The sequence below is a fragment of the Kocuria sp. CPCC 205231 genome (assembly GCF_040980965.1).
Taxonomy (GTDB): domain Bacteria; phylum Actinomycetota; class Actinomycetes; order Actinomycetales; family Micrococcaceae; genus Kocuria; species Kocuria rosea.
The window spans coordinates 263,975-279,660 of record NZ_JAVKPP010000002.1; the positions used below are offsets into that span (position 1 = coordinate 263,975).

The 15,686-nt window shown below is 67.3% G+C and carries 15 protein-coding genes; 9 read left to right on the forward strand and 6 right to left on the reverse strand.

All coding sequences use genetic code 11. The features are described from left to right. Positions 1-17 precede the first annotated feature (17 nt). Positions 18-566 (forward strand): hypothetical protein, encoded by a 549-nt coding sequence (locus RF640_RS02865; protein ID WP_368826498.1) that lies wholly within the window; start codon positions 18-20, stop codon positions 564-566. Here RF640_RS02865 and RF640_RS02870 read toward each other — a convergent pair. Both RF640_RS02870 and RF640_RS02875 read right to left on the reverse strand, forming a co-directional pair. Continuing rightward, complete coding sequence (locus RF640_RS02870) at positions 561-1,778, reverse strand: MFS transporter (RefSeq protein ID WP_368826500.1); 1,218 nt, start codon at positions 1,776-1,778, stop codon at positions 561-563. The two genes, RF640_RS02865 and RF640_RS02870, sit on opposite strands and share 6 nt — an antisense overlap. Before the next feature lie 79 nt (positions 1,779-1,857). Beyond that, complete coding sequence (locus RF640_RS02875; RefSeq protein WP_368826502.1) at positions 1,858-2,529, reverse strand: DNA alkylation repair protein; 672 nt, start codon at positions 2,527-2,529, stop codon at positions 1,858-1,860. 864 nt (positions 2,530-3,393) lie between these two features. Here RF640_RS02875 and RF640_RS02880 point away from each other — a divergent pair. The 3 genes from RF640_RS02880 to RF640_RS02890 are packed head-to-tail and all read left to right on the forward strand — an operon-like array spanning position 3,394 to position 6,186. Then, a complete protein-coding gene (locus tag RF640_RS02880; protein WP_368826504.1) occupies positions 3,394-4,293 on the forward strand; it encodes an ABC transporter permease in 900 nt (299 codons plus the stop codon). Between the two features lie 48 nt (positions 4,294-4,341). Further along, the gene (locus RF640_RS02885; RefSeq protein ID WP_368826506.1) at positions 4,342-5,364 is read left to right on the forward strand and encodes an ABC transporter substrate-binding protein; all 1,023 of its coding nucleotides are present in this window, start codon (positions 4,342-4,344) and stop codon (positions 5,362-5,364) included. Positions 5,365-5,376: 12 nt separating this feature from the next. Then, a complete protein-coding gene (locus RF640_RS02890; RefSeq protein WP_368826508.1) occupies positions 5,377-6,186 on the forward strand; it encodes an ABC transporter ATP-binding protein in 810 nt (269 codons plus the stop codon). A 310-nt stretch (positions 6,187-6,496) separates the two neighbouring features. On the opposite strand, the gene RF640_RS02895 is transcribed toward RF640_RS02890, so the two are convergent. Beyond that, positions 6,497-7,486, reverse strand: coding sequence for a LacI family DNA-binding transcriptional regulator (locus tag RF640_RS02895; protein ID WP_368826510.1), 990 nt, complete (start codon positions 7,484-7,486; stop codon positions 6,497-6,499). A gap of 147 nt (positions 7,487-7,633) precedes the next feature. Between RF640_RS02895 and RF640_RS02900 the strand changes: the two genes are divergently transcribed. From RF640_RS02900 to RF640_RS02920, 5 genes are all read left to right on the forward strand, one after another. Next, complete coding sequence (locus RF640_RS02900) at positions 7,634-8,836, forward strand: Gfo/Idh/MocA family protein (protein WP_368826512.1); 1,203 nt, start codon at positions 7,634-7,636, stop codon at positions 8,834-8,836. Further along, positions 8,833-10,086 carry a dihydrodipicolinate synthase family protein gene (locus tag RF640_RS02905; RefSeq protein WP_368826513.1) on the forward strand — a complete coding sequence of 418 codons (1,254 nt, stop codon included), beginning with the start codon at positions 8,833-8,835 and terminating at the stop codon, positions 10,084-10,086. Before RF640_RS02900 ends, RF640_RS02905 begins: the two co-directional genes overlap by 4 nt. After that, positions 10,083-10,982: a sugar phosphate isomerase/epimerase family protein gene (locus tag RF640_RS02910; protein ID WP_368826515.1), complete on the forward strand. Its 900-nt coding sequence runs from the start codon at positions 10,083-10,085 to the stop codon at positions 10,980-10,982. Before RF640_RS02905 ends, RF640_RS02910 begins: the two co-directional genes overlap by 4 nt. Position 10,983: 1 nt before the next feature. Next, positions 10,984-12,222, forward strand: a complete 1,239-nt coding sequence (locus RF640_RS02915; protein ID WP_368826516.1) for a glycerate kinase — start codon at positions 10,984-10,986, stop codon at positions 12,220-12,222. A gap of 338 nt (positions 12,223-12,560) precedes the next feature. Beyond that, on the forward strand, positions 12,561-13,061 hold the full coding sequence (locus RF640_RS02920; RefSeq protein ID WP_368826518.1) for a hypothetical protein: 501 nt from the start codon (positions 12,561-12,563) through the stop codon (positions 13,059-13,061). Between the two features lie 81 nt (positions 13,062-13,142). Here RF640_RS02920 and RF640_RS02925 read toward each other — a convergent pair whose 3' ends face one another. The 3 genes from RF640_RS02925 to RF640_RS02935 form a co-directional block, all read right to left on the reverse strand. After that, positions 13,143-13,364: a hypothetical protein gene (locus tag RF640_RS02925; protein ID WP_368826520.1), complete on the reverse strand. Its 222-nt coding sequence runs from the start codon at positions 13,362-13,364 to the stop codon at positions 13,143-13,145. A gap of 49 nt (positions 13,365-13,413) precedes the next feature. After that, positions 13,414-14,325, reverse strand: coding sequence for a DUF1963 domain-containing protein (locus RF640_RS02930; protein ID WP_368826522.1), 912 nt, complete (start codon positions 14,323-14,325; stop codon positions 13,414-13,416). A gap of 251 nt (positions 14,326-14,576) precedes the next feature. Then, the gene (locus RF640_RS02935) at positions 14,577-15,170 is read right to left on the reverse strand and encodes a recombinase family protein (protein WP_368826524.1); all 594 of its coding nucleotides are present in this window, start codon (positions 15,168-15,170) and stop codon (positions 14,577-14,579) included. Between the last annotated feature and the right edge of the window lie 516 nt (positions 15,171-15,686).

Sequence of the window (15,686 nt, forward strand, 5' to 3'; positions counted from 1 at the left end):
CGAGGCAAGGGGCTGGCATGAGCATCGAGGACGAACGGCGTACCCGCGCTGCCGCCCGGGCACCGCACCAGCCGGAGCCGCGCCGCCGCACCCCGCACGACCGCGGTGCGCGCGAGGCCGCCCTCGAGCGGGCCCTGGACGAGGTGCGGAAGGTCGGGGTCGAGGCGAGCGATTTGCTGCGCCGCGAGGGCCTGAAGCCGGCCAAGCTCGTGCACGTCCCTGAGGGCGCCCGGTCCTACCCCCTGATCGGCCACGCGTTCTCCCGGGTCGCGTGCGGCGACGGATGGCACGTGATCCGCGGCCTGGTCGTGAGCACGGACGGCCGGCTGTGGACCCGTACGCCGCTGCACGACCCCACACCCCAGAAGGACCTGGACGCGTGGCGGCTGGACGTGGAGCCTCCCGGCGGGCGGGGCGAGCTGCCCCACCCCGTGCAGTACGACGGGATCTCTCTGCACACCGTGCGCCGGCTCTCGGAGCACGAGTACCTGAAGGTCGACCTCATCGACCACCTCACGGACGGTTACGCGCGGCTGCTCGTCCTCCACCACCGCCGGAGGTCATGAGCGGCGCGTGCGGTTCCGCAGCAGGCCGAGGAGCACGACCACGGCCAGCACCATGACCATGCCGGCATAGCCGACGGCTGTGGGCACCAGACCGACCGCACCCGCGACGGCACCGGCCGCCACGGCCGGGATGCTGTGGGAGAGATAGCTGACCACGTAGATCGCCGAGAGCAGCCCCGCCCGCTCGTGCGGGGCCGCCTGCGGCAGCAGCGTGCGCAGCACCCCGAGGAAGCCGGCGCCGAAGCCGACGCCGGCCACCACCGTCGCGGCGAAGTACAGCCCCACGGACCCGACGACGAGCGCGGCGATCGTGGCGGCCATGCCCACCACCAGGACGCTCATGCCCACGGCGAGCACCCGCTCCGGCGCCGTCGCGCCGAAGAGCAGGATCGCGATCCCGCCGGTGCCCGTCAGCGCCGCGACCACGAGGCCCGTCAGGACCACGGAGTCCGCCCCGGTCAGCGAGCGGACCAGGTTGGGCCCCAGGGAGATGATCAAACCGCCCAGGGACCAGCACGCGGCCGTGGCGGGCAGCACCCACACCGCCGAGCGGCGCACCTGCGGCGGAAAGGAGACCCGCGGACGCAACGAGGCCAGCGCCCCGGGTGCGCGCTCCACGGTCTCGGGGCCGAGCGTCGTGCCCACGGCCTGCAGCATCAGCAATCCCAGCAGCACGAGGAAGATGAGGTCGATCATCTGCGGGGCGGCCGCGACGATGAGGCTCGAGGCCACCGCCCCGCCGGCCAGGCCGAGGACCGGCCCTGCCCCGGTGATCACGGTCCCCAGCCCCCGGCGCTCCTCCGGCTCCAGCTCGATCACGTAGGCGCCGAGCGCCCCGGTCGCCGTGCCGGTCGCCACGCCCTGGACGAGGCGGGCCACCACCAGGGTCGCCTCGCTGTCCGCGAGCACGAACACGGCCATCGCGGCGATCTCCAGGACCAGGGCGACGAGCAGCACCGGGCGCCGCCCGAGGTGGTCGGACAGGGCCCCCACCGTCAGCAGGGCGGCGAGCAGCGCCACCACGTAGGCGGCGAAGATGACGGTCAGCACGACCGGCGGGAAGCCCCACAGGTCCTGGTACAGCGGGTACAGCGGACTGGGCGCACTCGAGGCGGCCATGACCACCACCAGCACGGACGCCTGCACCCAGAAGGCCGCCTTCGCGGGCAGCACGGGACGACGGCGGGGCGCGGTGCCGGAGCGGAGGAACATGTGGGCCTTTCACGGCGGGACTGGTGAGCGCGGCACGACCGCACTCACCTCACGCTAGCCCCACTGCGGGCCGGTGCTGCTACGGAGCGTCCTGCCGGCGCACCATCTCGGCGATCCAGGCAGGGGCGTACGGGGACGTGCAGTTCGGCGGCGTCGGGTAGTCCTTGAGCACCTCCAGGCGCTCGCCGATCTCGAGGGCGCGGGCCCGGTGGGCGGGGTGCTCGATCCCGATCTGCGCCAGGCAGGTGTTCATCGCCCACTGCAGACGCTCCGGGGCGTCCTTCATCTGCGCCTCGATGACGTCGAGGAGGCCGGCGAGGTCGAGGCCCTCGGGCGTCTTGACCACGCGGTCGGCGGTCAGCGCCCAGCCGGCACTCGCGACGACGGGGTCCGGATCGGCCAGCCACGCCACGCGGAGGTCCTCGGCGTGCGGACTTTTCTTCACCACGTAGTTCACGAACCAGTCGTGCACCTTAGGGGTGACCGTTTCGCGCACCATGGCGTCCAGCTCGTCCCGCTCGAACGACTTCGGCCGGCAGATCAGCAGCGCCAGCAGTCGCGCCGCGGTGTCCCCGTTCCCCCAGAGCTCGAGCGCGAGGTCCTGTTGCTTTCCCAGGCGCTTCGCGACCGCCCGCAGCTGGGTGAGCTTCACCCCGTGGTCGTCGCCGTGCCGCTCGTTCACCGCGCGCACTCTGGGGTCCTCGAGCGCGGCCAGCTCGGCCAGCACCTCGGCCACTGTCGTCTCGGCCATTTCGGCCTCCTGTTCCTCGCGCGTGAGAGCCAGCCTACGAGGGAAGAGTCGGTCGAGAGTTGTGACGTCCGGCCTTATCAAATGCGGGCGTGCTGTCCCTGCGACTGACCCATTCAACACCGCCTTGGCCTATGGTCCCTGACCCTTTGACAAAAGGAACGGTCACATAATTCAGTCACATCTGGGCTATCGCGATGACCAATAACCGGCCATATGTAAAGCCACAACGACTTTATTCGCGGTTTCTGCACATCGTGAGGTTCCGGGTAACAGCTCAGATGCTCCCCCAGCCGGCTCCTGACCTGGGCTTATCCTGTTTGGTCGCCGGAGAATGACGTGCCGCACGTGACGCGAATGGCGCCTGTGCCTGCCGTGCCCATTCGGCTTCCAGCCTGGACTTTTCCGTCGGTGATTGCGCTGCACGCAATCTGTGTGCAAAAACCGCAATCGATTTCCAGATCGCTGTGCGTAACTGAACAACAACAGCGGTGCCTGTGGGCCTTTGGCAGGGCGGTTCGGTGACAGGGGTGAACCTGGGGCCGCACGTCTCACCGAGGTTGATGGCAGTCGAGTCGCGAACGGGCCTCGCGCTCCCTGCAGCGGTGCCAGGTCAAGCTTGTCCTTGAGCGGATGCTTCGCCGATGCCCTCGTCCTCCGTGGCACAGGAGTGAACCGTCTTCGGCGTTCCCCGAGGCTTCGGCAGCTCGTTCTCCACAGTGGATGCCCATGCGCGACTGTGTGAGCCAGCGCACTTCACATCGTTGACATGTGTTGCGGGTCACCCTACGCTCATGGGAAAGCGCATTCCCAACTTTCTTCTAAGCTCTCTCCACACTCCACTCCTGACGATGCGGAGCATCCACCATGTCCACTGTCACCAGCAACATTCAGGATCCGACCGCTGTGGCCGGAGAACCATCCAAGCCTTCTAGCCCTTCACCAGAGGGGGAGAACCGTCCTCATCGCACCCTCTCCCGTGTTGCTGCTCGGTGGAGCGCGGAGCTGTGGCGTCCGGTGACCTTCGTGGTCGCCCTGTGCTTGCTGTGGTGGCTGGTCACGGCCCGCAACTGGGTGGCGCCGTTTATCTTGCCCAGCCCCCAGGACACGTGGGGTGCGGTCGTCGACAACGCCGGCTATCTTGCCCAGCACACCACGGTGACGAGCATCGAGACGATTCTCGGGTTCTTCATCGCCTTCGTGCTCGGCGAGATCGTGGCCGTGCTGATGGTGTATTCCAAGTCGCTGGAAAAGACCATGTACCCGATCATCCTGTTCGCCCAGGTCATTCCCAAGATCGCCATTGCCCCGCTGTTCGTGGTCTGGCTGGGATTCGGCATGGAACCAAAGATCTTTGTCGCCGTTCTCATGGCCTTCTTCCCGATCGTCATCTCAGGGATGGCCGGGCTGCGCTCCGTGGACCCGGAGATCCTGGAGCTGACGTCGACCATGGGTGCTAATCCGCTCAAGACGTTCCTGAAGGTCCGTCTGCCCGCCTCCCTCCCCCAGCTGATGTCCGGCCTGAAGGTGGCAGCGACCCTGGCCGTGACCGGCGCCGTGGTCGGGGAGTTCGTCGGAGCCAACGAGGGTCTGGGGTACGTGATTCTGCAGGCGAACGGCAACATCGACACCGCCATGCTGTTCGCCGCACTGATCATCATGTCCCTGCTCGGAGTGCTGCTGTTCGCCATCATCCAGATCGCCGAATGGTTCCTCATTCCCTGGCACGCCTCCCGGCGCACCACCGCCTCCACCTCCGGAGCCTGATTCATCCTCCTTTGTTAGTCACTAACCGCCCACGTTATGGAGAAAGACATGAACTTCACTCGTAAGTCGCTGATCGCCGTGATGGCCGTCGGAACCTTGGCCCTGTCTGCCTGCGGAAGCAACAGCTCCGCCGATTCAACAGGAGCTGAGGGTGAGCAGATGGAGTCCGCGACGCTGATGCTCAACTGGTATCCCTACGGGGAGCACGCCCCCTTCTACTACGGCGTTCAGGAGGGCATCTTCGAAAAGCACGGCATCGATCTGACGATCGAGGCCGGGCAGGGATCCACCAAGACGGTCCAAGCCGTCGGCCAGGGCCACGTCGATTTCGGCTGGGCAGACACTCCGGCAGTGCTGTCCAACATCGACAAGGGCGTGAAGGTCAAAAGCATGGGCGTCTACCTGCAGACCACCCCATCTGCGGTGCAGGTGTTCGAGGACACCGGCATCGAGACGGTGGAGGACCTGAAGGGCAAGACCATCGCGGTGTCCGCCGGCGACGCCCCCACCACCACCTTCCCGCTGTTCCTGGAAGCCGCGGGCCTGACCGAGGACGACGTCAAGCAGCAGAACCTGGATCCCGCCGGCAAGATGGCCTCCACGCTGTCGGGGCAGGTCGACGGCCTCATCGGCTTCGCCCATGATCAGGGACCCACCCTGGCTCATCAGAGCGGCAAGTCCATGAACTATCTGCGCTACGCAGATCAGGGGATCAACTTTTACTCCAACGGGCTGATCTCCTCCGACGACTACCTGTCCGACAACCCTGAGCTGGCCACCGACATGATGGCCGCCGTCTCGGAGTCCTTCGAGGCGGCCATCGAGAACCCCGAGGAAGCCGCCAAGGCCATGGAGGGCAAGGACCCGCAGATTCCGGCGCAGGAGGTCGTCCTCGACCAGTGGAACGAGACCGTCAAGCTGCTCAACACGGAGAAGACCGAGGGCAAGAACCCTGGTGTCAACGACCCCGCTGACTGGGCCTCCACGCTCAAGATCCTCTCCGGAGCGGGCCTGGTGGATCCCGCCGGCGACACCGCCAAGTACTACGACTCCCAGTACCAGCCCGAGTAAGGACGACAGCACATGAGCACCACGATTGATGAGAAGCCCCTGGCCACCACCCAGCCGGTGGTCGCGATCCAAGACCTCAGCGTCCGTTTCTCCTCCAAGCGCGGGCAGGTCACCGCTGTGGACGGCATCAACCTCGATGTGGCCCCCGGGGAGTTCATCTCGATCGCGGGCCCCTCCGGTTGCGGCAAGTCCACCCTCTTGAAGGTGATCGCTGGACTGACCGGGGCCACCGGCGGAACGGTGAAGCTGCGCGACCAGCAGGTCACCGGTCCTCGCCGGGACATCGGATACGTCTTTCAGCGCGCAGCCCTGCTGGAATGGCGCAGCGTCCGCGGGAACATCCTGCTGCAGGCCGAGATGCGCGGCATGGACAAGACCAAGGCCGCCCGCCGCGCCGATGACCTGATCGAGATGACCGGGCTGCGAGGCTTCGAGAACTCCCTGCCACACGAACTTTCGGGTGGCATGCAGCAGCGCGTCTCCCTGTGCCGGGCACTTCTTCACGAACCTGACGTCCTGCTCATGGACGAGCCGTTCGGCGCCCTCGATGCCCTCACCCGTGAGCGGATGAACATCGAGCTCCACCGGATCTGGCGGGAGACCGGCACCACGGTCATCCTGGTCACCCACTCGGTGGCTGAGGCCGTGTACCTGGCCAATCGTGTGGTGGTCATGAGCGCACGGCCGGGTCGGATCCTGGAGACCCTTGAGGTGCCTCTGGGCGATCACCGCAACTACGCCGAGAGCATGGAGAACCCGAATTTCGTGCAGATCGCCGGCCGCGTCCGAGACCTGCTCGGAGCCTCCCACGCAGGCGACTAGGTATTGATTCGAAGGTCCGCCGTCTGGTGCAGTCGCCAGCCAGCTCCGAGGTCGATCAGGAATCTCAGTGATTGCCTTCTCGACCCCGGAGCTGGCTGACGTTCGGCATGCGCGCCACAGACGTCCTCAGGATGGGGCGCCAGACCCGGCGCCGAAACCGAGATTCTTCCGACGGATCGCTCAGGTGAATGGGTGCCCCTCACAGGTCACCGCGGCAGATGCCGTCACTTCAATGACCACCGTCAACCGCCCGGCGCCGGGCTACGCGTCCGCCGATGGAACCCTCCTGAACGATCCCGGGATGGAAACCCTAGGCGCTCTCCCGTCGAATGACTTCACCCACGACCCGATCCGTCCGCGGTTCTGCGTGGCTCAGCGAGATATCGGCGGCCATCACACCGATCTCCTCCAGGGGAAATCGCACGGTGGTCAGACCAGGAGAGTAGTCCCTGAGGTTGGGGATGTCGTCGAAGCCGGCCACCCGCAAGTCACCAGGCACGACGAGGCCGGCATGTCGAAAGGCTGCGATCGCGCCCAAGGCCATGATGTCGTTTCCAGCGATGACCGTCAGTCCCCGGGCACCATCAGCGCCGCGACGCTCCACCAGGGATGTCGCCGCCTCATAGCCGCCCTGACTGGTGAACGCGTTGGAGGTGATCGATTCCGCTACTAGGCCTGTCCTGCCCATCGCGAGGGCGAAACCGTCGCGCCGATCTGTTGCGCTGACCAGGTCCTCCGGTCCTCCCAGGAATGCGAAACGCCTATGGCCTGCTTGAATGAGGGTCTCCGTCAGTTCAAGACCAGCGTTGTGATTGTCGATGGTGACCGCACCGGCTCCGTCCAACCACCACTGGCCGATGGTCACCACCCTGCCCCCGTTCTGCTGGTAGCGGGACAGCTCTGCAACCAATTCGGGATTGATCTCCTGTCGCCGGGAACCAGCCATGATGATCGCCTCCGTGCGGTGGGCGATGAAGGCCCCCACCGTGCTCAACTCATCGATCCCATCGGCCGCGGCCAGCAGCAGCTGGTGACGATCAGCGAAGGCTCGGCGCTGCACCCCCTTGGCGATGGAGGAGAAATAGGGGTCCGAGATGTCGTGCACTACAAGGCCGATCAGCCCGGTCGTCGACCGCGCCAGGGCCTGGGCCTGGGCGTTGGGCACATAGCCCAGCGTCTTGGCCGAAGCACGGACACGCTCGGCAATGTCCTCCGCCGGCTTGCGGTCAGAGCCATTGAGCACCCGGGATGCTGTCGCCAGAGACACGCCAGCGTGTCGGGCCACCAGCGAGAGAGTCACTGCACTCAAAGGTTCCTTCTCTCTACTGCGGCCAGCGGACTCTCCGCCTCCGCCGTGAACATTTCCATGGGGGTGTGTTGACAATCACATCGCACTAACCATAGGTTGGAAAGCGCTTTCCTACAAAATGTACACCTAGGAGTTGAGATGTCTGAGACCCGAGTTCTTCGCATCGCCATGAACGGCGTCACCGGCCGCATGGGCTACCGCCAGCACCTGCTGCGCTCGATCCTGCCCATCCGGGACCAGGGCGGTATCACCCTGCCCGACGGCAGCCGCGTGACCGTGGATCCGATCCTCGTGGGCCGCAACGAGGCCAAGGTCGCCGAGCTGGCCCGCCAACACGGCGTGGAGCAGTGGACCACCGACCTGGACGCGGTCATCGAGGACCCCACCGTGGACATCGTCTTCGACGCCTCCATGACCAGCCTCCGGGCGGAGACGCTGAAGAAAGCCATGCGCGCCGGCAAGCACGTCTACACCGAGAAGCCGACCGCCGAGACCCTGGACGAGGCCGTCGAGCTGGCGCAGATCGGCCAGGAGCGCGGCGTCACCGCCGGCGTGGTCCACGACAAGCTCTACCTCCCCGGTCTCGTGAAGCTGCGCCGGCTCGTGGACGAGGGCTTCTTCGGCCGGATCCTGTCCCTGCGCGGGGAGTTCGGGTACTGGGTCTTCGAGGGCGAGCACCAGGAGGCCCAGCGCCCGTCCTGGAACTACCGCCGCGAGGACGGCGGCTCCATGACCACTGACATGTACTGCCACTGGAACTACGTCCTCGAGGGCATCGTGGGCCCGGTCAAGTCCGTCACCTCGAAGGCCGTGACGCACATCCCCGCGCGGTGGGACGAGCAGGGCCACGAGTACCCGGCCACCGCCGACGACGCCGCCTACGGCGTCTTCGAGCTCGAGACCCCCGAGGGCGACCCCGTGGTCGCCCAGATCAACTCCTCCTGGGCCGTGCGCGTGTACCGCGACGAGCTCGTGGAGTTCCAGGTGGACGGCACCCACGGCTCGGCGGTCGCCGGGCTGAACAAGTGCGTCGCCCAACAGCGGGCCCACACGCCCAAACCGGTCTGGAACCCGGACCTGCCCGTCACCGAGTCCTTCCGCGACCAGTGGCTGGAGGTGCCGGCCAACGCGGAGCTGGACAACGGCTTCAAGCTGCAGTGGGAGGAGTTCCTGGCCGACGTCGTAGCCGGGCGCGAACACCGATTTGGGCTGCTTTCGGCAGCCCGCGGCGTGCAGCTGGCCGAGCTGGGCCTGCAGTCCTCGGCCCAGCGGCGCACCATCGACATCCCCGAGATCGTCCTCTCCCCCGCCGGCCTGCAGACCGCCGAGGCCGCCCGATGAGCGCCGTGCTCCTGCCCGGCGCCGGCGGGTCCCTCACCGACCACGTCCTCTCGGAACCGGGGCACTGGACCCGCCCGCAGGCTCCCCTGACCTCGCGCAAGGCCTACGCCGCCGCGCACGTGGTGCCGCTGGTCCTGGGGGACAACACCCCCGGGGCCCCGGCGCAGCTCGACTGGGACGCCACCCTGGGCTTCCGCCACGACATCTGGTCCTACGGGCTGGGCGTGGCCGACGCCATGGACACCGCCCAGCGCGGCATGGGCCTGGACTGGACCGCCACCCAGCAGCTGATCCGGCGCTCCACCGCCGAGGCCTCAGCGGCGCTGGCCGCCGGGAATCCGGCTCTGGAGGGCAGAACCGTCCGCGACCTCATCGCGTGCGGGGCGGGAACCGACCAGCTGGACCCGGCCGGCGTCGTCCCCGGCGAGCCCGGTCTGCGCTCCGTCGTCGACGCCTACCGGGAGCAGCTCGAGGTGGTCGAAGGCGCCGGGGCAAAGGTCATCCTCATGTCCTCCCGCGCCCTCGTGAAGGCCGCCCGGGGCGCCGACGACTACCTGCGGGTCTACTCCCGGCTGCTGGGCGAGGCCCGGGAACCGGTGATCCTGCACTGGCTCGGCACGATGTTCGACCCGACACTGGCCGGGTACTGGGGCAGCGCAGCGGTCGACACGGCCACGGACACGTTCCTGGAGCTCATCCGCTCCCACGCGGACAAGGTGGACGGCGTCAAGGTCTCCCTCCTGGACGCCGCCCACGAGACCCGGCTGCGGGCGGCCCTGCCGGAAGGGGTCCGCCTCTACACCGGCGACGACTTCAACTACCCCGAGCTCATCGACGGCGACGGCACCCGGCACTCCGACGCGCTGCTGGGCATCTTCGCCGGCATCTACCCGGCGGCGTCCACCGCGCTGCAGGCCTATGACGCCGGGCGACCGGAGCAGGCACGAGCGATCCTGGACTCGACGGAAGCCCTCGGGCGCCACATCTTCAGCGCCCCGACCTTCTACTACAAGTGCGGCATCGCGTTCCTGTCCTGGCTCAACGGGCACCAGCCCGGCTTCCAGATGGTCGGCGGGCTGCACTCGGGCCGTTCCGTACCCCACCTGGTCCAGGTGTTCGAGTTGGCAGACCAGGCCGGGCTCCTGTTGGACCCCGACCTGGCCGCACGGCGGATGACCATTTTTCTCGAGGGGACAGGGATCGGCGCGCCGGCTCTCGCCTCCACCGGCAGCACCGGAGGTGCAGCATGACCACCGATTTCCAGTTGTCACTCAACACAGGCACCACCCGCAACCTCACTCTGCAGGAAGCCGTGGACGTCACCGCCCGGGCAGGCCTGGAGCACATCGGCGTTTGGCGTGACCGGGTCGCCGAGGCCGGGCTCGACAACGCCGCACGGATGATCTCCGACGCCGGCCTGAAGGTCTCCAGCCTCTGCCGCGGCGGGTTCCTTACCTCCGCCGACGAGGCCGGCCAGCGAGCAGCGCTGGAGAGCAACAAGGCCGCGATCCGCGAGGCCCAGGCTCTCGGCACGAGCGAGCTGATCATGGTGGTCGGCGGCCTGCCCGCCGCCGCCCACGTCCTTGGCGGAACCGGCGACCGCCAGGACAAGGACGTCGTCGCCGCCCGGCAGCGTGTGGCCGAGCGCCTGGCCGAGCTCGCGCCCTTTGCCCGGGAGCACGGGGTGCGCCTCGTGCTCGAGGCTCTACACCCGATGTACGCGGCCGACCGGGCCGTGCTCTCCACCCTCAAGCAGGCCCTCGACCTCGCGGCCCCGCACCCGGTGGACGCCGTGGGCGTGGTCGTGGACACCTTCCACGTCTGGTGGGACCCCGAGCTGGAGACCCAAATCGCCCGGGCCGGGGCAGAAGGCCGGCTGGCGTCCTACCAGGTCTGCGACTTCAACCTGCCCATCGCGACCGACGCCCTGCTCTCCCGCGGGATGATGGGGGACGGAGTGATCGACTTCACCTCGATCGGTCGATGGGTCGCCACCGCCGGGTACACGGGACCAGTGGAGGTGGAGATCTTCAACCAGGAGATCTTCGACCAGGATCCCGACACCACCCTGACCCTGATGAAGGAACGGTGGCAGTCCATCGTGCTGCCGTCCCTGGCCAGCGAGCCTGCTCAGGTGGCCGGCTGACATGCCTCCGATTCTCAGCGCCCGTCCCCGAGTGGTGGTGGCCCCCGACAAGTTCAAGGGGTCACTGACCGCCAGCGAAGCCGCGATCGCTTTGGCAGAAGGAGTGCGGCAGCACTGGCCCGAAGCCCAGGTCAGCACGGTTCCGCTCGCCGATGGCGGTGAAGGCACCATCGAAGCTGCCCTCGCGGCGGGCGCTGAGGAACGGTGCGCACGCGTCACCGGAGCACTCGGTCAGCAGGTGTGGGCGCGGTGGGCCTTGTTCCGGGACTCCTCCGGTGCCTCAGCCACAGCAGTGATCGAGTCCGCCCAGGCCAGCGGGCTCGATCAGGTTCACCCCAGCCCCGCCTCGGCACGGGCGGCGCACAGCTACGGCTGCGGCCAACTCATCCAGGCCGCCCTGAACGTGCATGCCACGGACATCGTCATCGGGCTAGGCGGATCAGCCATGACTGACGGAGGTTCAGGCGCCCTGCGAGCCCTGGGCTTGCGAGTACTCGACAAAGTTGATGCTCCCGTTTCCCTAGGTGGGATAGGACTGCTAACCGCAAGCCGGCTGGATGCCTCCGGGCTGGACCGGCGGCTGCGCACGGTACGGGTACGGCTGGCGGTGGACGTCCAGAACCCGCTGCACGGACCCGACGGTGCCGCCCACGTCTTCGCCGCGCAGAAAGGAGCGGACCCGGCAGCTCAGCACGAACTGGATGAGGCACTCCGACACTGGGCGGCCCTGTTGAGGCCTATGGCCAGCGATTCCCGCTTCCTGGGCCCCGGTTCCGGAGCGGCCGGAGGCTTCCCCTCCGGTTTCCTCGCCCTAACCCCTGCGCGACTAGAACGCGGCTTCGATCTCGTTTCCAACCTCGTAAGGCTCGAGCATCAACTAGAAGGCGCGGACCTGCTCGTGGTGGGTGAAGGGTCCATGGACCAACAGTCGTTGCAGGGCAAAGCTCCGCTTGCGGCTGCCTTACTAGCAGCAGCTCGAGGCATCCCCGTCGTGGCGATTGCCGGGCAGATGACGCTCACGGAAGATGAGCTATCTGCAGCCGGTATACGCTCTGCCGCTTCACTGCTCGACATTGCCCCATCCATGGACGGCGCAAAAAGCGAGGCCGCCCGCTACGCAACGCAAGCAACGACAGAAGCAGTACAACGGCTGACTGCTGCACCATTCACAGCAGATGACAGGGAGCGGACACAACCACTGTTGATCCCGGCCCTGAACCGCCCCACCAACGCGATGTGACCCTCCAGTACTGACCGCTCATCCTCAGAAGACGAGGGGTAGGAGAGGTCAGTGGCCGCTAACCGGGCCATATGTAAACCGGTAAAAAGGACTGGTGCGGCATCCGGGGTTTTGTGGTGGCCAGACAGGGCCCTTCGCCGTGACCCTCGCGGCATGAGATCCTCACTGGCACCTACCGGTGCGGCAGTCCCGTGCGCGGGACTGGCCCGGTGCACCCGAGGGCACCTGTCCCCTCCATGGGGAACACGCCCCGCCCCTCCGAGGTGACGGTGGTGTGTGGCCACGCCCGCCACCAGGGCTTCCGCCGCGCACCCGGGGTGGACGCCTACCGTGGGTGGATGGAGCCTGCACCCACTCCCACCACCAGAACCCGCCCACGGCCCCGCCACGCGGGGCTGCAGGTACTGATCCGTGTCGTGCCGATCGTGGTCGTGCTGCAGGGCAGCTTCGAGGTGTTCCTGCGCAACGACTGGTTCGCCACCGCCCCGAACACCCCCGGTCTGGTTGCCGGGTTGCTGAGCTTCGTGCCGGCCGGTATCTGGGCGGCCGTCGACGGATACCGCTGGGTGCCCACCCGGTACACCGTGGCCCTGTGGGCCGTGGTCGCCGCCCTGGTCGCCGTCGTGAACCAGGTCTACGGCTACCTGCTGGGCATCTGGCAGTACGCACTGCAGATGCCGGTGGAGCAGCTGGCCCAGATGCTGGAATCGACACCGCTGCTCATGGTCATCCACGCCATACCCGCCGTGCTCCTGGTCCTGCTGGGCGCCGGGCTCTCCCGCCGCCGAAGCAGGCCGGCAGCACCCGGAGCCGAAGGCTCTGCCGTGCCCACCAGGTAACCCCAACTGCAACGGACTAGCTCTGCGAATGGGACAGATGGCGTGGAGCAGACCTTTTTGGGCTTTTAATCTTGCGGCCCCCTAGACCTGAGGCTGGCGCGTTGCGGTGACGAATGCGCCCATCAGGCCCCAGAGGGTCAGTGCCACACCAGCGGCCAGGCCGAGGAACTCGACGATAAGAATGTGCCCGTGTGAACCGGTCTCATCCACCAGAATCGCCCGGGTAGCGATGCTGGCCATCAGAGCGGCGGTCACGGTGAGCCCCAGCAAAATTAGCGCTAGGGAGGGAACCAGTTTGTGCATGGGGTCAATCTATCCATGAGTCGCTCAGCACCTTGGTCGTGGATGCGGTTCAGTCGGTGCGGATCAAGCACCACGCGTGGTCGAAGCGACGGGACTCCAGATCGGATCCGCGCATCCACACCTCCAGGTTGCCGGCGTCGCCGAACCACCCCTTCAGGGCTGTCCAGCTTTCCAGGTCCAGGACCAGGCGGTGCTCATCACCGGGCACACTCAGCGGCAGCACCTTATCCAGCAGGGCACGGGCATGGATTTCCCCGTACTGGCTGTGCCCGTAGACGTGGCTGACCGGGATCGAATGGCCCTGCGTGGAGCCGGTGCGCTGGGCCAGCCAAGCCCGTTGCAGAGATTTCTCCAGAGCCTGGGCGGTCTCAAAGTCCTCTGCCGGCCCGCCGGCGGCATCGGCGGCCGGTGGCAGGGTGAACCCGGGCAGGGCCAGTACCACCTGGCACGCCGCCGAGGGCGTGTCCGCCTCCGGTGGTGGCTCCACCAGCTCGGTGCGCGCAGGGTCGACCACCCAGCGCACCATCCAGGCACCGGTGTCCCGGTCGGCGGCGTCGTAACCGAAGGTGCGTAGGTCATGGAAAACCTCCAGCACCCCATCGGTGGGCAGGCCTTCACGCAGCCCGGGCCACACGGCCTTGCCCTGGTCATCGACCACCCCGGACAGGTCGGCCAGATCCAGGGTGAGCACGTGGGCCAGGGCGGTGCCGTCGACCGTGCGCGGCCACCTGTCCAGAGGTGCTGCGGCGGGACCTCCCAGCCAGCTGACCCACCCACCGGTGCCCCAGAGCTCGCGCAGCTCCTCGTCGCCGGGGGCGAAGGACTGGTCGGTGAACACCGGCGAGAACGCCACCTGCTCCAGCAGCCGCTGGGCCTCGGGAGGGCCGGCCTGCAACCAGGCCTGGATCTGCCCCCACGGCCCGTGCAGGGGAGCCTCGACGGTGATGGGTGGCTCGCTCATCATGTCCTCTCGAGCAGGGACTCTGCTGCCCGAGCCCTCGGGAATACGAACATAGCTCCTGGCACGCCGAGGACCCCCGCACGACCCTGCGTGGCGGTCACTGTGCACGCAAGAGGGCCTCAAGCGGGCCCGGATGCGCCCATGCGGAGCACAGGCAACCAGAGGCGGTTGCCATGCCCGTTTACCCCGCGCCATGAAATGCCAGCTCAGGTGCCTCATGCGCATCTCGGTGTCCACAGGCAATGACGGCCTCAGATGGTCGTCGCTTGCGGCAGCTCCCGGATCCGCCGGTAAAGGGTCGCCCGGGACATCCCGAGGTCCCGAGCCACTTGGGTGGCCGGCTCCCCCGATTCGATGAGCCGCAGCGCGCTGCGGATCTGGGAGTCGGTGAAGGTCTGGCGGCGCCCGCCGAGGTCCTTGCCGGCAGCCCGGCGCTTGGCCACCGAGTCGGTGATGCGTTCCCGTTTGATCTCCAGCTCCATCTGCGCCAGGGCGGCCATGACGGTAAAGACCATCGAGCCCATCGGGGTGGCCGTGTCCACGTCTCCCCCACCAAGGTTCAGCACCCGCAGCCCGGCGCGTCTCCCTCGTAGCGCTTCGGCGAAGGCCAGCATGTTCTGCGTCGACCGCCCCAACCGGTCCAGCGTGGTGATGACCAACGTGTCGCCCTCCTCGAGCGCAGCCACCGCCCGGTCGAATGCCGGACGGGACGCACGCCCTCCAGACACTCCACTGTCCACATAGACGTCATCGCGCCGCACGCCGGCAGCCAGCAAGTCAGACACTTGACGGTCAGCGTCCTGCTGCCGTGTCGACACTCGGGCGTACCCGATCAGCTTCCCCAAAGCAACCCCATCTGTCTCGCAACTAACGTTGAGTATCCGATTCTAGGGGCATCGATAAAGCACAAGGATGCGAGACAGGCGAAACCGCGGGAACATGCGGGGTGTGAACCGCAGTGATAAGTGGCGGTGTTCTGACAGAGCTAAATGACCGCTTCGGGGCGGGGTAGTCAGTAGCGGGCCAGCTGGTCAGCCTGGTTCGAAGTGATTGATGGTCTGGCCTGTCTCGGTCGCCGTTCCACGTTCTTCATGTCGGGGGGGATGGCTTGCTGCGCCGGGCTTCAGCCCATGTCTCCGGTGCCGGCTCCTCCGCCGGCGCCCCACAGTCCGACCGAGTGGGTTTCCGGGGCAACACTGCGATCACGGGGCCCCGAGTTGTCGGCACCAGAGTTTCGGCGACGGCGTCGGTCGATGACCAGCAGGGCAATGCACAACAGGGCGAGGACTGCGATCACCGTCAGAAAGACCCAGCTGGAGGAAGCGGTGGTAGTCGTGGCGGAGGGAAGCAGGGGCAACATG

Excerpts from the sequence above, each read along its gene's own strand:
- RF640_RS02865 (WP_368826498.1), top strand. The coding sequence starts at position 18 with ATGAGCATCGAGGACGAACGGCGTACCCGCGCTGCCGCCCGGGCACCG.
- RF640_RS02870 (WP_368826500.1), bottom strand. The coding sequence starts at position 1,778 with ATGTTCCTCCGCTCCGGCACCGCGCCCCGCCGTCGTCCCGTGCTGCCC.
- RF640_RS02875 (WP_368826502.1), bottom strand. The coding sequence starts at position 2,529 with ATGGCCGAGACGACAGTGGCCGAGGTGCTGGCCGAGCTGGCCGCGCTC.
- RF640_RS02880 (WP_368826504.1), top strand. The coding sequence starts at position 3,394 with ATGTCCACTGTCACCAGCAACATTCAGGATCCGACCGCTGTGGCCGGA.
- RF640_RS02885 (WP_368826506.1), top strand. The coding sequence starts at position 4,342 with ATGAACTTCACTCGTAAGTCGCTGATCGCCGTGATGGCCGTCGGAACC.
- RF640_RS02890 (WP_368826508.1), top strand. The coding sequence starts at position 5,377 with ATGAGCACCACGATTGATGAGAAGCCCCTGGCCACCACCCAGCCGGTG.
- RF640_RS02900 (WP_368826512.1), top strand. The coding sequence starts at position 7,634 with ATGTCTGAGACCCGAGTTCTTCGCATCGCCATGAACGGCGTCACCGGC.
- RF640_RS02905 (WP_368826513.1), top strand. The coding sequence starts at position 8,833 with ATGAGCGCCGTGCTCCTGCCCGGCGCCGGCGGGTCCCTCACCGACCAC.
- RF640_RS02910 (WP_368826515.1), top strand. The coding sequence starts at position 10,083 with ATGACCACCGATTTCCAGTTGTCACTCAACACAGGCACCACCCGCAAC.
- RF640_RS02915 (WP_368826516.1), top strand. The coding sequence starts at position 10,984 with ATGCCTCCGATTCTCAGCGCCCGTCCCCGAGTGGTGGTGGCCCCCGAC.
- RF640_RS02920 (WP_368826518.1), top strand. The coding sequence starts at position 12,561 with ATGGAGCCTGCACCCACTCCCACCACCAGAACCCGCCCACGGCCCCGC.
- RF640_RS02925 (WP_368826520.1), bottom strand. The coding sequence starts at position 13,364 with ATGCACAAACTGGTTCCCTCCCTAGCGCTAATTTTGCTGGGGCTCACC.
- RF640_RS02930 (WP_368826522.1), bottom strand. The coding sequence starts at position 14,325 with ATGAGCGAGCCACCCATCACCGTCGAGGCTCCCCTGCACGGGCCGTGG.